Raw genomic sequence first — 14041 nt, 5'->3', positions numbered from 1 at the left:
CGGGCCTCCTCGTACTCGTACGTCCGTCCGTGGCCGCGTCAGCCCTTGGCGGCCTTCTTCTCCTCGGCGTCCGCGATGACCGCCTCCGCGACCTGCTGCATGGACATACGCCGGTCCATCGACGTCTTCTGGATCCACCGGAACGCGGCGGGCTCGGACAGGCCGTACTCCGTCTGCAGGACCGACTTGGCACGGTCGACGAGCTTGCGGGTCTCCAGCCTCAGGGTGAGATCCGCGATCTCCTTCTCCAGCGTGCGCAGCTCGTTGAACCGCGACACCGCCATCTCGATCGCCGGCACGACATCGCTCTTGCTGAACGGCTTCACGAGGTACGCCATGGCTCCGGCGTCCCGGGCCCGCTCGACGAGGTCGCGCTGCGAGAAGGCGGTCAGCATCAGCACCGGCGCGATGGACTCCTCGGCGATCTTCTCGGCCGCCGAGATGCCGTCGAGCTTCGGCATCTTCACATCGAGGATGACGAGGTCGGGCCGGTGCAGACGGGCCAGCTCCACGGCCTCCTCGCCGTCACCGGCCTCACCGACGACGGAGTAGCCCTCTTCTTCGAGCATCTCCTTGAGGTCGAGCCGGATGAGCGCCTCGTCCTCGGCAATGACGACACGGGTCGTCAGCGGAGGCACGTGCGACTTGTCGTCGTCGGGCGCGTCTGCGGGCTGGGGCGACTCGGGGGCGGTCACGGGGGCTCCTCGTTCAGGGCGGGGTGCTGCTGGCAAGAGCGTACCTAGATGATGCCGACAGTGGGCACCGGGTATACTCCCAACAGCACTCGGGCCGGGTTGGCGCAATCGGCTGACGCGGAGGTCTCAAACACCTCTGTCCGAAAGGACATGTGGGTTCGAATCCCATACCCGGCACCCCCGAAGCGGATGTCCACGTTCTCGTGAACATCCGCTTTTTGCTGCGCGCCGTCGCGATCAGTGACACTGAGTGTTCGCATGAACTTTCACGGCACTGACGTGCGACAGAAGGCGGTCACACTGCTACGCGGCGGTGCAAAGAACGCAGAGGTGGCGCGGCGCCTCAACGTCCCACTCGGGACGGTCGGCTACTGGAAGCACATGGACCGAGCCAAGCGCGGCGAATGTCCCGGGAGGCACGACCCCAAGTGCCATCGCTGCGACGGCCGGGAACTCGACGAAGAGGCCTACAGCTACCTGCTCGGCCTCTACCTTGGTGACGGCCACATCAGCCAATACTCCGAGCACCGCGTACCCAACCTGATGATCACCTGCACCGAGTCATGGACCGGCCTCATGGACGAGTGTGAGCGGGCCATGCGCGCGGTCTTCCCCGACAACTCCGTCTGCCGTGTCCGCAGGACCGGCTGCAGCAACGTAAAGGTCTATTCGAAGCACCTGCATTGCCTCTTCCCTCAGCACGGCCCCGGCAAGAAGCACGACCGCCGCATCGCCCTGGAGCCCTGGCAACAGGACATCGTCGACGCGCACCCCTGGGCATTTATTCGCGGCCTCATCCACTCCGACGGCTGCCGCATCACCAACTGGACGACTCGCCTTGTCGCCGGTGAGCGTAAGCGCTACGAATACCCTCGCTACTTCTTCGCCAACAAGTCCGACGACATCCGGAAGCTCTTCAGCGACACCCTCAACAAAGTCGGCGTCGAGTGGACCAGCCTCGCCCGAGGCAGTGACCCCTTCAACATCTCCGTCGCCCGCAAAGCCTCCGTAGCCCTGATGGACATCCACGTAGGCCCCAAGCACTGAACCGAAAGGGCCCCTCCGTCAAAGAAGGGCTCATCGGGGGAACTCCTACTTGGGACTGTCGTCCTCGCCGATGTGGTGTACCCGCACCAGGTTCGTGGACCCCGATACGCCGGGCGGGGAGCCGGCCGTGATCACCACCACGTCGCCCTGCTGACAGCGCCCGTACTTCAGCAGCAGTTCGTCCACCTGGTCGACCATCGCGTCCGTCGAGTCGACATGCGGGCCCAGGAACGTCTCCACGCCCCACGTCAGCGCCAGCTGGGACCGTGTCGCCGGGTCCGGGGTGAAGGCCAGGAGCGGGATCGGGGACCTGTAGCGCGAAAGGCGCTTCACCGTGTCGCCGCTCTGCGTGAACGCCACCAGGAACTTCGCGCCGAGGAAGTCGCCCATCTCGGCCGCCGCTCGGGCCACCGCGCCGCCCTGCGTGCGGGGCTTGTTGCGGTCCGTCAGCGGGGGCAGGCCCTTCGCGAGGATGTCCTCCTCGGCCGCCTCGATGATCTTCGCCATCGTACGGACCGTCTCGATGGCGTACTTGCCCACGCTCGTCTCGCCGGACAGCATCACCGCGTCCGTACCGTCGATGACCGCGTTCGCGACGTCCGACGCCTCCGCCCTCGTCGGGCGGGAGTTCTCGATCATCGATTCGAGCATCTGTGTGGCGACGATGACCGGCTTGGCGTTGCGCTTCGCCAGCTTGATCGCGCGCTTCTGGACGATGGGGACCTGTTCCAGGGGCATCTCGACGCCGAGGTCGCCGCGGGCGACCATGATGCCGTCGAAGGCGGCGACGATGTCGTCGATCGCTTCGACCGCCTGCGGCTTCTCGACCTTGGCGATGACCGGGAGGCGGCGGTGCTCCTCGTCCATGATGCGGTGGACGTCGTCGATGTCGCGTCCGCTGCGCACGAAGGACAGGGCGATGACGTCGAAGCCGGTGCGCAGCGCCCAGCGGAGGTCCGCCTCGTCCTTGTCGGAGAGGGCGGGGACCGACACCGCCACGCCGGGGAGGTTGAGGCCCTTGTGGTCGGAGATCACTCCGCCTTCGACGACCTTGGTGTGGACGCGGGGTCCGTCGACTGCGGTGACCTGGAGGCAGACCTTGCCGTCGTCGACGAGGACGAGTTCGCCGGGGGTGACGTCGGTGGCGAGGCCCGCGTAGGTGGTGCCGCAGGTCTGCTGGTTGCCTTCGACGCCTTCTTCGACGGTGATGGTGAAGGTGTCCCCGCGTTCGAGGAGTACGGGGCCTTCGGTGAAGCGGCCGAGTCGGATCTTCGGGCCTTGAAGGTCGGCGAGGAGGCCGATGCTGCGGCCGGTTTCGTCGGCGGCCTTGCGGACGTGCTGGTAACGCACCTCGTGTTCGGCGTGGCTGCCGTGGCTGAGGTTGAAGCGGGCTACGTCCATTCCGGCATCGACCAGTGCTTTGATCTGGTCGTACGAGTCGGTGGCGGGGCCCAGGGTACAGACGATCTTTGCTCGACGCATACTTCGAGCGTAGGCCTTACCGGTGGGTAGCGAATTGGCCCTGCATGACTACTCAACAACCGTTGAGTGAAGGGTTATTGACAATAGTTGAATTGTGCGACGGGTTGCTCCGATGAGCATTTCAGTGCCCTGTCCACAGGCTTGACCGAAAGCCTGTTCACAGTTGTGGGGGCACCATCGTGAAGCGGGCGTTCACCTGTGCGTAGACCTGTTGCCGCTGCGGCTCCAGATCGAGTGGTGCCGCCTCGTCCGCGACCTCGGCGCCGGCGAAGGCCGCGCGCCGGAGAGAACGGGACTGGGCCTCGTACGCCATGGGCTGTGCGGCCTCGGCGCCCACGTCCGCCAGCTCCACCAGGGCAGCCAGCGAGGTGCCCAGGGCTTCCGCGTACTCGCGAGCCCGTTGCACCGCCTCCCGTACGGCCTGGCGGCGGGCGTCCCGGTGGGCCGGGGAGTCGGGGCGCAGGGCCCACCAGGGGCCGTCGACGCCGGTGAGCTCCAGGTCGGCGAGTTTGCTGGTCAGTTCGCCGAGGGCGGTGAAGTCGGTGAGTTCGGCGGTGAGGTGGACGCGGCCGTGGTAGGCGCGGACGCGTTCTCCGCGGCCGTGTCTGGTGAGTTCCGGGGCGATGGAGAAGGCTCCTGTCTCCAGGCGTTCCACCGCCTCGCCGTAGGTCTTCACGAGGTCCAGGACGGTGGCGTTGCGGCGGGTCAGGTCGTCCAGGGCCGAGCGGCGGTCCGTGCCCCTTGCGCCGATCGTGATGCCGATGCGGGCGATCTCGGGGTCGACTTCGAGGTGGGCTTCGCCGCGGACGGCGATGCGGGGGGCGTCCGGGGTGCCGTAGGGGACAGCGGTGGGGTGCTCCGGGCTGGAGGTCATACGCCCCACTCTGTCACTCGTAGGGCGGTTGCGGACCGTGTTGCGGAGTCTGCCGGTCACCAGATCGAAACCTTTGGGGGCTGTTGCCGCCGGTCATGCGCGGGTCAGAATCTACGCGCGTCGTTGACCATTCCCCGAGGAGCCCGAAACATGCCGTTGAACCGCCGGAAGTTCCTGAAGAAGTCCGCTGTGACCGGGGCGGGGGTGGCGTTGACCAGTGCTGTCGTGGCTCCGGCGGCGCAGGCCGCGGAGGCGAAGAAGCCCGCGAAGCCGGTGAAGCGGTACTCCCTGACCGTGATGGGTACGACCGACCTGCACGGTCACGTCTTCAACTGGGACTACTTCAAGAACGCGGAGTACTCCGACGCGAAGGGCAACGCGCAGGGGCTGGCCCGTATCTCGACGCTGGTGGAGCAGGTCCGCAAGGAGAAGGGGCGTTGCAACACGCTGTTGCTCGACGCGGGCGACACGATTCAGGGCACGCCGCTGACGTACTACTACGCGAAGGTCGACCCGATCACCGCCAAGGGCGGTCCGGTGCATCCGATGGCGCAGGCGATGAACGCCATCGGGTACGACGCGGTGGCGCTCGGCAACCACGAGTTCAACTACGGCATCGAGACGCTGCGCAAGTTCGAGTCGCAGTGCCGTTTCCCGCTGCTGGGTGCGAACGCGCTGGACGCGAGGACGCTGAAGCCGGCGTTTCCTCCGTACCTCATGAAGACGTTCCATGTGAAGGGCGCTCCGCCGGTCAAGGTGGCGGTGCTGGGGCTGACGAACCCGGGTATCGCGATCTGGGACAAGGCGTATGTGCAGGGGAAGCTGACGTTCCCGGGTCTGGAGGAGCAGGCGGCGAAGTGGGTGCCGAAGCTGCGTTCGATGGGCGCGGACGTGGTGGTCGTGTCGGCGCACTCGGGGTCCTCGGGGACTTCTTCGTACGGTGACCAGTTGCCGTACGTCGAGAACTCGGCGGCGCTGGTGGCGCAGCAGGTGCCGGGTATCGACGCGATTCTGGTGGGGCACGCGCACACGGAGATCGCCGAGCTGAAGGTCACGAACACGGCGACCGGTAAGACGGTGGTGCTGTCGGAGCCGCTGGCGTACGCGGAGCGGTTGTCACTGTTCGATGTCGAGCTGGTGTTCGAGAAGGGTAAGTGGGCCGTCGAGTCGGTCGCGGCGACCGTGCGTGACTCGAAGACGGTCGCGGACGACCCGAGGATCACCAAGCTGCTGAAGGACGAGCACGACGTTGTCGTGGCGTACGTCAACCAGGTGGTCGGTACGGCGACGGACACGTTGACGACGGTCGAGGCGCGGTACAAGGACGCTCCGATCATCGACCTGATCACGAAGGTCCAGGAGGACGTGGTGAAGGCGGCGCTGGTGGGGACGTCGTATGCGTCGCTGCCGGTGATCGCGCAGGCGTCGCCGTTCTCGCGGACGTCGGAGATCCCGGCCGGCCAGGTGACGATCCGGGATCTGTCGAGTCTGTACGTGTACGACAACACGCTGGTCGCGAAGTTGCTGACGGGCGCGCAGGTGCGGGCGTACCTGGAGTACTCGGCGCAGTACTTCGTGCAGACGGCGGCGGGCGCGGTGATCGACGTGGACAAGCTGACGAACGCGGCGAACCGGCCGGACTACAACTACGACTACGTGTCGGGGCTGACGTACGACATCGACATCGCGCAGGCGGCCGGTTCGCGGATCAAGAACCTGGCCTACAACGGTGCCGCGCTGGACGACGCCCAGCAGTTCGTGTTCGCGGTGAACAACTACCGTGCCAACGGCGGCGGGGCGTTCCCGCATGTGGCGTCGGCGCAGGAGTTGTGGTCGGAGTCGACGGAGATCCGGACGCGGATCTCCGAGTGGGTGACGGCGAAGGGTGTGCTGGATCCGAAGGAGTTCGCGTCGGTGGACTGGAAGCTGACGCGCGACGGCACGCCGGTGTTCTAGTCGGCGTTCTCCGGTGGGCTGTCTCCGGTAGGCGGCGAGTCGCCTTGGATTCCTCAGATTCCTTCCACGAGGGGGGTCAGCACATGGTGCTGGCCCTTTTCTCGTTCCTGGCTCTGCCGGGGGGTGGGAACCGCGGCCAGTGGTGGTTCGAGGCCGAAGGTGGTGAAGGCGGTTCTGGCCGGCTGGGGGTAGGGGTCCTTGCCGGTGAGGGAGTTGAGGATGGCGGCGCTGCGCCAGGCGACGAGTCCGAGGTCGGGGGTGCCCACGCCGTGGGTGTGGAGTTCTGCGTTCTGGACGTAGACGTGGCTGTCCGAGCCGGTGATGGCGGGGTCGAAGACGAGTCTGAACTGTTCGTCGATGCGGGGGCGTTCGGCGTTGTCGCGGCGGAGGTAGGGGTCGAGGCCGGCGAGGACGCGGTCGAGGGGGCGGTCGCGGTAGCCGGTGGCGAGGACGACGGCGTCGGTGGTGAGGCGGGAGCGGGTGCCCTGCTGGGTGTGTTCGAGGTGGAGTTCGACCTTGGTGGTGGCGACGCGGCCGGCGGTGCGGACGCGGACGCCGGGGGTGAGGACGGCTTCGGGCCAGCCGCCGTGGAGGGTGCGGCGGTAGAGCTCGTCGTGGATGGCGGCGATGGTGTCGGCGCCGATGCCTTTGTGGAGTTGCCATTGGGCGGCGACGAGGCGGTCGCGCACGGGTTCGGTGAGGGCGTGGAAGTAGCGGGTGTGGTCGGGGGTGAAGTGTTCGAGGCCGAGTTTGGAGTACTCCATGGGGGCGAAGGCCTCGGTGCGTCCCAGCCAGTGGATTTTTTCGCGTCCGGCGGGGCGGTGGCGCAGGAGGTCGAGGAAGATCTCGGCGCCGGTCTGTCCCGAGCCGATGACGGTGACGTGTTCGGCGGTGAGGAGCCGGTCGCGGTGGGCGAGGTAGTCGGCCGCGTGCAGGACGGGCACGGTGGGGGCGTCGACGAGGGGTTTGAGGGGGTCGGGGATGTAGGGCTCGCTGCCGATGCCGAGGACGACGTTCTTCGTGTACGTCCGGCCGAGGGCCTCCGCTTCTCCGTCGGCGTCGAGTTGGGTGAAGTCGACTTCGAACACGTCTCGTTCGGGGTTCCAGCGGACGGCGTCGACCTGGTGTCCGAAGTGCAGTCGGGGCAGGTTCTCGCTGACCCAGCGGCAGTAGGCGTCGTATTCGGCACGCTGGATGTGGAATCGCTCGGCGAAGTAGAACGGGAAGAGCCGGTCGCGGCTTTTGAGATAGCTGAGGAAGGACCAGGGGCTGGCGGGGTCGGCGAGGGTCACCAGGTCGGCGAGGAAGGGGACTTGGACGGTGGCGCCGTCGATGAGGAGTCCGGGGTGCCAGTCGAAGCGGGGGTGTTGTTCGTAGAAGACGGTGTTGAGGTCGGGGAGGGGGTGGGCGAGGGCGGCGAGGGAGAGGTTGCAGGGGCCGATACCGATGCCGACGAGGTCGTGGGGGGCGTCGGGGGTGGGGGTGGCGGCCGGGTTGTCGGCGGGCGTGGGGGGTGTCATCGGGGGGTGTTTCCTTCCACCAGCTTCAGGAGTGCGGCCAGGTCGTCCGGCCGGGTGTGGGGGTTGAGGAGGGTGACCTTGAGCCAGAGGCGGCCGTCGAGGTGGGCGCGGCCGAGGACGGCGCGTCCGTCGTGGAGGAGTTTTCGGCGTACGGCGGCGACGGTGTCGTCGGTTGTTCCGGCGGGCCGGAAGAGGACGGTGCTGATGGTGGGCGGGTCGTGGAGTTCGAAGCCGGGGTGGGCCCGGACGAGGCGGGCGAACTCGTGGGCGTGGGCGCAGACCTGGTCGACGAGGGCGCCGAGTCCGTCGCGGCCGAGGGTTTTGAGGGTGACGGCGATCTTGAGGATGTCGGGCCGTCGGGTGGTGCGCAGGGAGCGGCCGAGGAGGTCGGGGAGGCCTGCTTCGGTGTCGTCGTCGGCGTTGAGGTAGTCGGCGTGCTGGACGAGGGCGGTGAGGTCGTGGGGGTTCTTGACGGTGAGGAGGCCTGCCGCGACGGGTTGCCAGCCGAGTTTGTGCAGGTCGAGGGTGACGGTGTCGGCGTGTTCGAGGCCGGCGAGTTTGGTGCGGTGGCGTGCGCTGAAGAGGAGTCCGCCGCCGTAGGCGGCGTCGACGTGGAGCCGGGCGCCGTGGGCGGCGCAGAGGGCGGCGATCTGGGGCAGCGGGTCGATGAGCCCGGCGTCGGTGGTCCCGGCGGTGGCGGCGACGAGGAGCGAGCCGCGAGGGCCTGGCAGCGCGGTGAGGGCTTCGTCGAGGGCGGCCGGGTCGAGGGTGCCGGCGGGGGCGGGGACCGTGACGGGTTCGGGGAGGCCGAGGAGCCAGGCGGCGCGGGGCAGGGAGTGGTGGGCGTTGGCGCCGCACACGAGGCGGACGCCGGGGTGTGCCTCGCGGGCGAGGAGCAGGGCGAGTTGGTTGGACTCGGTGCCGCCGGTGGTGACGAGGGCGTCGGCGGCGCCGGTCTCTGCGGCGAGGGCGCGTGTGACGAGGGTTTCCAGCTCGGAGGCGGCCGGGGCCTGGTCCCAGGAGTCGAGGGACGGGTTGAGGACGCTGGCGGCGAGGTCGGCGGCGGTGGCGACGGCCAGGGGTGGGCAGTGGAGGTGGGCGGCGCAGTGGGGGTGGGCGGGGTCGGCGGCGCCTTCGGCGAGGGCGCGCACGAGGTCGTACAGGGCGTTGTCGTCGCCTTTGTCGGGCAGTACGTCCCCGACCGCGGCGCGTATCCGCTGGGCGACGGTTTCGGGTCCGCCGGCCGGGAGGGGGCCTCCGCGTGCGTGTCCGCCGTCCGCGAGGGCACCGAGGACCGTGTCGAGCAACGGCCGCAGGGTGTCGGGGCCTTCGGCACCTGAGGCGAGGGGCGGCATGCGCATGGTGGTCCTCCCGGGGCGCGTGGCTGGGGAGTTCCAGCTTGGACGGGGCTGGGGCGACGCGCCCGGGAAGACCAACGATCGGAACCCGAAAGGGGGGCGGTGGCTGCTTGCAGAGGGGTGCGTTCGGGGCGGAGTTAGCTCGATCGTGTGATGGTCGGCTCCTGGGGTTGTTGTGCCTCTGCTCCACCGGAGCGATGGTTCAGGGCCTCCGAGTCGCCTCTGGCCGTACGCGACGGGCCAGGTCGCGCAGGGCTGTGCCCTCAGCGGTCTCCGGCCCCGGGGCGCCTCCCGGGCCCGGACCCCGCGCAGGACGCGTGTCGGCGCCCCGGGGGCGGGTACGTCGGAGCGACACGCGTCCTGAGGTGCGTTCGAGGGGCGTTACGCCTGTTCCCGTGCCCCTTCCCGTACGCGCAGTGCGCGGCCCAGGTCGTCGAGCTGGTCGACGAGTTTGCGGCGCAGGGCCGGTATCGGGGCGGCGTCGCGCAGGCACTCCTCGCCGAGGCGGAGGGTGTCGGGGGTGACGGCGTGGGTCGGGAAGGCCCAGCGGCCGGCGGCGTCGGCCATGGCGGGGCCCCGGCTGGCGGCGACGGAGACGGCGTCGGTCCAGTACCGCTTGACGTACTCCTCGGTGAGGTCGGTCTGTTCGGGCTGCCAGAAGCCCTGGGCGGTGGCGACGAAGAGGTAGTTGGAGAGCGCGTCCGAGTTGAACATCTGTTCCCAGGCCCGGAGTTTGGCCTCGGGGTCGGGCAGGGCGGCCCGGCAGCGGGCGGCGCCTTCCTGGCCGGAGGCGCTGGGGTCGCGGGCGAGTTCCGCGTCGATCTCCGCCTCGTCGGTGGCGCCGAGGACGGCGAGCCGGGCGAGGACGCGCCAGCGCAGTTCGGGGTCGAGTTCGGGGCCGCCAGGGACCGTGCCGTCGGCGAGCCAGGCGGCGATGGTGTCGGGGTGGGCGGCGACGTCGATGAAGTGGCGTACGGCGATGAGGCGCAGGCCGGGGTGGTCGCCGTCCTCGGTGCGGCGGATGAGGTCGCGGCACAGGGAGGCGAGGGCGGCCAGGGCGGCGGGGCGGTCCTGCGGGGGCAGGTAGCGGTCGGCGACGACGGTCGAGGCGAAGGTGAGGACGCCCTGGACGAGGGCGAGGTCCGTTTCGCGCGGGAGGTGGGCTCGGACGGTCTCCAGGTAGACGGCGGGCGGGAGTTGGCCGTCGCGTACGGCGTCGCGCAGGGAGTTCCAGACGACCGCGCGGGTGAGCGGGTCGGGGAGGCCGGAGAGGGCGGCGCGGACGGTCTTGAAGGACTCGGGGTCGAAGCGGACCTTGGCGTAGGTCAGGTCGCCGTCGTTGACGAGGAGCAGGGCGGGGCGCTTGCCGATGGGCTCCGGGGCGTCCTGGGGGACGTCGACGTCGAGGCGCTCGCGGAGGGTGAGGGTGCCGTCGCCGGCGACGTCGTGGTCGTAGAGGCCGACGGCGACGCGGTGGGGGCGGCTGCCGTTGTGGCGGACGGTGAGGGTGTAACCGCCGGCGTCGCCGTTGGTGAGGCGCGGGGTGAGGGTGTCGACGCCGGTGGTGCGCAGCCAGGCGTCGGCCCAGGCGTGGACGTCGCGTTCGGTGGCGGCGGCGAGGGAGTCGATGAAGTCGGCGAGGGTGGCGTTGCCGAAGCGGTGGCGGGCGAAATGGGTGTTGATGCCGGCCAGGAAGTCCTTCTCGCCGAGCCAGGCGACGAGTTGGCGCAGGGCGGAGGCGCCCTTGGCGTAGGAGATGCCGTCGAAGTTGACGAGGGCGGCGGCGGTGTCGTCGACGGCCTCGGGGGCGACGGGGTGGGTGGAGGGGCGCTGGTCGGCGTCGTAGCCCCAGGGTTTGCGGGTGACACCGAAGTCGGTCCAGGTGCCGGTGTAGCGGGTGGCCTCGGTGAGGGTCTGGTAGCCCATGTACTCCGCGAAGGACTCGTTCAGCCAGATGTCGTCCCACCACTGGAGGGTGACGAGGTCGCCGAACCACATGTGGGCCATCTCGTGGGCGATGACCATGGCGCGGGTCTGGCGTTCGGTGTCGGTGACGGCGGAGCGGTAGACGAACTCGTCGCGGAAGGTGACGAGGCCGGGGTTCTCCATGGCGCCGAAGTTGAACTCGGGGACGAACGCCTGGTCGTAGGAGTCGAAGGGGTAGGGCTCCTCGAACTTCTCGTGGTAGCGGTCGTAGCACGCGCGCGTGATGTCGAGGAGTTCGTCGGCGTCGGTGTCGAGGTGGGGGGCGAGGGAGCGGCGGCAGTGCAGGCCGAAGGGCAGGCCGCGGTGCTCGCTGCGGACGGAGTGCCAGGGGCCGGCGGCGACGGCGACGAGGTAGGTGGAGATGCGGGGGGTGGGGGCGGCCTGCCAGAGTCCGTCGGCGGTCTCGGTGGTGATGCCGTTGGCGAGGACGGTCCAGCCCTCGGGGGCGCGCACGGTGAACTCGAAGACGGCCTTGAGGTCGGGCTGGTTGAAGTTGGCGAAGACGGCTGCCGCGTCCTCCAGGGACATCTGGGTGTAGAGGTAGGTCTCGTCGTCGACGGGGTCGGTGAAGCGGTGCATGCCCTCGCCGGTGCGGGAGTAGCGCATCGCGGCGTCCACGCGCAGTTCGTGCTCGCCCTCGGCGAGGCCCGTCAGGGGCAGTCGGCCGTCGGTGAGAGTGCCGGTGTCCAGGGGCTGGCCGTCGAGGGTGGCCGAGCGCAGCTCGGCGGGCCTGACCTCGACGAACGTGTCCGCGCCGGTGTGGCCCGCCGTCACCGCGAAGCGGATCACGGTACGGGAGTCGAAGGTGTCGTCCCCGGTGGTGAGGTCGAGTTCGACCGTGTACCGGTGGACGTCCAGGAGGGTGGCACGGGCTTGCGCTTCGTCGCGCGTCAGTACGGACATGGAGGACATGCTGCCTGATGCCGCTGACACGGCACAGGGGCGGATCGGTACACGGCCTTTGTCCGTGCGCGCGCCCCTGCCCCCGGTGCGGCCCGGGGAGCCGTTCGGGGGCTGTTCAAGGACCGTTTGCGGTGTCTAGGCGCGGTCCTTCTCCAGGGTGCGGGTGAGTACGCCGTGGTCCTTGACGAGGGCGCGGAGTTCCCGTGCCTCCTGTTCGAGGGCCAGGTGGCGGCGGTGGGCGTCGTACAGGTAGCGGACCTTGGTGCGCAGGGTCCAGGGGTCGATGGGTTTCCTGACGAGGTCGGCGACGCCGAGTCCGAAGGCGGTGGCGGTGAGTTCGGCGTCGGGGCCGAAGCCGGTGAGCAGGACGACGGGGATGTGCTGGGTCTGTTCGAGGCGGCGCATGTACCGCACGACGTCGAGGCCGCCGGCGCCGGGCATGCGTACGTCGAGCAGGAGGAGGCCGACCTGGCCGCGCAGTACCTGTTTGAGCGCTTCGTCGCCGCTGGTGGCGCGGGCGAGCAGGTAGCCGAGCGGGGCCAGGGCGCTCTCCAGGGCGTACAGGGTGTCCTCGTGGTCGTCGACGATGAGGATCTTGGCATCCGACGGCATGGCCCGACGTCCCCTCCCGTGTGGACAACCGACCGGCACCCGCGCCGCTGACGCGCAGTGCCCGTCGGCTGACTACGAGTGCACAAGGAGTGCACAGCGCAGCATGCCCCCGCGGGCACCCTGCTGTCACGCCCCGGGGGTCAATTCACCGGTGGTTTCCCGCCGTTCAGAGTGTCCTCGGCGATGCGCTCGTGGTGTCTGATCACCTCGGCGATGATGAAGGTGAGGAGTTTCTCGGCGAACGCGGGATCGAGGTTGGCGCTCTCGGCGAGCCGGCGCAGGCGGGCGATCTGCTGGGCCTCGCGGTTCGGGTCGGCGGGCGGCAGCTGGTGTACGGCCTTGAGGTGGCCGACCTGCTGGGTGCACTTGAAGCGCTCGGCGAGCATGTGGACGACGGCGGCGTCGATGTTGTCGATGCTCTCGCGCAGCCGGCCGAGTTCCGCTCGGATCGCGGGGTCGACTTCACGGTTGTTGCTGGTGGTCATGGGCGTCCACATTACGTGGCACGGATCGGGCGGGTTCGTGGGGCGTCGGGGTCGTGCGGGGTGGGGGGACGGGCGGGTGCCCGGCGTCACGCCGGGTGCGGGTGTTCGATCGTCGGGGGGTCGGCGGGGTCGGGGACGCGGTCGCTCCAGCCGCCGGGGACCGTGCGTCCCTGTTGGGCCCGGAAGCGGACGGGGGGCATGCCGACGCGGCGGGTGAAGAGGCGGGAGAAGTACGCGGGGTCGTCGTAGCCGACGCGGCGGGCGACGGCGGCGACGGGCAGTTCGGTGGCGGCGAGGAGTTCCTTGGCGCGGCTCAGCCGGATGCCGAGGAGGTAGTCCTTGGGGCTGCAGCCGGCGCCGCGTCGTACCGCGGTGCGCAGTTCGGCGGGGGTCATGCCGTGCCGGGCGGCGTGTTCGGCGACGCTCAGGGGCCGGCAGGCGTCCCGGGCGAGGGCGGCGAGGACCTGGTCGCCGTCGGGTGCCAGGTCGGCGCGGGTGCGGCGCAGGGCGACGAGCAGTTCGTGCACGGCGGCGGCCGTCTCGACCTCCAGGACGGGGTTGTCGCGGCGTGCGGCGCGGGCCATGCGCCCGATCACGGCCCGGGCGGGGCCGGCGTCGGTGAGGGGTACGAGGGGCCGCTCGGGCTCGATGTAGCCGAGTTCGGCGTACGTGGCGGTGGCGGGGCCGGTGAAGTCGACGAACGCCTCGTCCCAGCCGGTGTCGGGGTCGGGCCCGTAGTGGTGGGCGGTGCCGGGGGTGAGCCAGATCAGGGTGGGCGCGGTGACGGGCCGGCGGCGTCCGTCGGTGCCCTGGAACCAGCCCCGGCCGCTGCTCACGACGACGGCCACGTGGTGGTCGAGGACGCGCGGACCGACGGTGGGCAGGGCGCCGTGCTGGAGGCCGACGCCGAGGCAGACGAGGCCGAGCCGGTGGTGGGCGGGCGCGGGGCTGAAGAAACGCATCCAGGTGCGGTACATCCGCGGTCCTCCCGCCTGTGCCGTGGTCGTCTTTCCCGGTCGACGGTCGAAAACCCGCCGTGCGCCGCTGTGAGCCGTCGCGAGCCCGGTCCAACTGAAGCTGATCTTTGTCCATGGACCTGCCGGCCGCCAGAGGTGAGGGTGGG

General features: G+C 69.7%; 11 protein-coding genes and 1 tRNA gene. 3 read left to right on the top strand and 9 right to left on the bottom strand.

Features of this window, described 5'->3' with window-relative positions:
- Nucleotides 1-38: 38 nt before the first annotated feature.
- Entirely contained in the window at nt 39-695 is a 657-nt protein-coding gene (locus ACW4TU_RS34480) for an ANTAR domain-containing response regulator (RefSeq protein WP_457419692.1), read from the bottom strand.
- A gap of 93 nt (nt 696-788) precedes the next feature.
- Between ACW4TU_RS34480 and ACW4TU_RS34475 the strand changes: the two genes are divergently transcribed.
- Both ACW4TU_RS34475 and ACW4TU_RS34470 read left to right on the top strand, forming a co-directional pair.
- A tRNA-Leu gene (locus ACW4TU_RS34475) sits at nt 789-872 on the top strand.
- An 81-nt stretch (nt 873-953) separates the two neighbouring features.
- Entirely contained in the window at nt 954-1742 is a 789-nt protein-coding gene (locus tag ACW4TU_RS34470; protein ID WP_457419690.1) for a helix-turn-helix domain-containing protein, read from the top strand.
- A gap of 45 nt (nt 1743-1787) precedes the next feature.
- Here the strand turns inward: ACW4TU_RS34470 and pyk are convergent, their stop codons facing one another.
- Entirely contained in the window at nt 1788-3224 is a 1437-nt protein-coding gene (gene pyk, locus ACW4TU_RS34465; protein ID WP_457419688.1) for a pyruvate kinase, read from the bottom strand.
- Between the two features lie 157 nt (nt 3225-3381).
- On the bottom strand, nt 3382-4098 hold the full coding sequence (locus ACW4TU_RS34460) for an SIMPL domain-containing protein (protein ID WP_457419686.1): 717 nt from the start codon (nt 4096-4098) through the stop codon (nt 3382-3384).
- Nucleotides 4099-4248: 150 nt separating this feature from the next.
- Between ACW4TU_RS34460 and ACW4TU_RS34455 the strand changes: the two genes are divergently transcribed.
- Nucleotides 4249-6054 carry a bifunctional metallophosphatase/5'-nucleotidase gene (locus tag ACW4TU_RS34455; protein ID WP_457419684.1) on the top strand — a complete coding sequence of 602 codons (1806 nt, stop codon included), beginning with the start codon at nt 4249-4251 and terminating at the stop codon, nt 6052-6054.
- Nucleotides 6055-6107: 53 nt separating this feature from the next.
- On the opposite strand, the gene ACW4TU_RS34450 is transcribed toward ACW4TU_RS34455, so the two are convergent.
- From ACW4TU_RS34450 to ACW4TU_RS34425, 6 genes are all read right to left on the bottom strand, one after another.
- Complete coding sequence (locus ACW4TU_RS34450) at nt 6108-7574, bottom strand: lysine N(6)-hydroxylase/L-ornithine N(5)-oxygenase family protein (protein WP_457419682.1); 1467 nt, start codon at nt 7572-7574, stop codon at nt 6108-6110.
- Nucleotides 7571-8935 carry a pyridoxal phosphate-dependent decarboxylase family protein gene (locus ACW4TU_RS34445; RefSeq protein ID WP_457419680.1) on the bottom strand — a complete coding sequence of 455 codons (1365 nt, stop codon included), beginning with the start codon at nt 8933-8935 and terminating at the stop codon, nt 7571-7573. Before ACW4TU_RS34445 ends, ACW4TU_RS34450 begins: the two co-directional genes overlap by 4 nt.
- 378 nt (nt 8936-9313) lie before the next feature.
- Nucleotides 9314-11830 (bottom strand): aminopeptidase N, encoded by a 2517-nt coding sequence (gene pepN / locus ACW4TU_RS34440; RefSeq protein WP_457419678.1) that lies wholly within the window; start codon nt 11828-11830, stop codon nt 9314-9316.
- Nucleotides 11831-11956: 126 nt separating this feature from the next.
- Nucleotides 11957-12433: a response regulator gene (locus tag ACW4TU_RS34435; protein ID WP_457419676.1), complete on the bottom strand. Its 477-nt coding sequence runs from the start codon at nt 12431-12433 to the stop codon at nt 11957-11959.
- A 140-nt stretch (nt 12434-12573) separates the two neighbouring features.
- Complete coding sequence (locus ACW4TU_RS34430; RefSeq protein WP_457419674.1) at nt 12574-12918, bottom strand: chorismate mutase; 345 nt, start codon at nt 12916-12918, stop codon at nt 12574-12576.
- 86 nt (nt 12919-13004) lie between these two features.
- Nucleotides 13005-13895, bottom strand: a complete 891-nt coding sequence (locus ACW4TU_RS34425) for a helix-turn-helix domain-containing protein (RefSeq protein ID WP_457419672.1) — start codon at nt 13893-13895, stop codon at nt 13005-13007.
- Between the last annotated feature and the right edge of the window lie 146 nt (nt 13896-14041).

The organism is Streptomyces kryoterrae, assembly GCF_054072135.1.
This window is presented reverse-complemented; position numbering and strand designations above follow the sequence as displayed.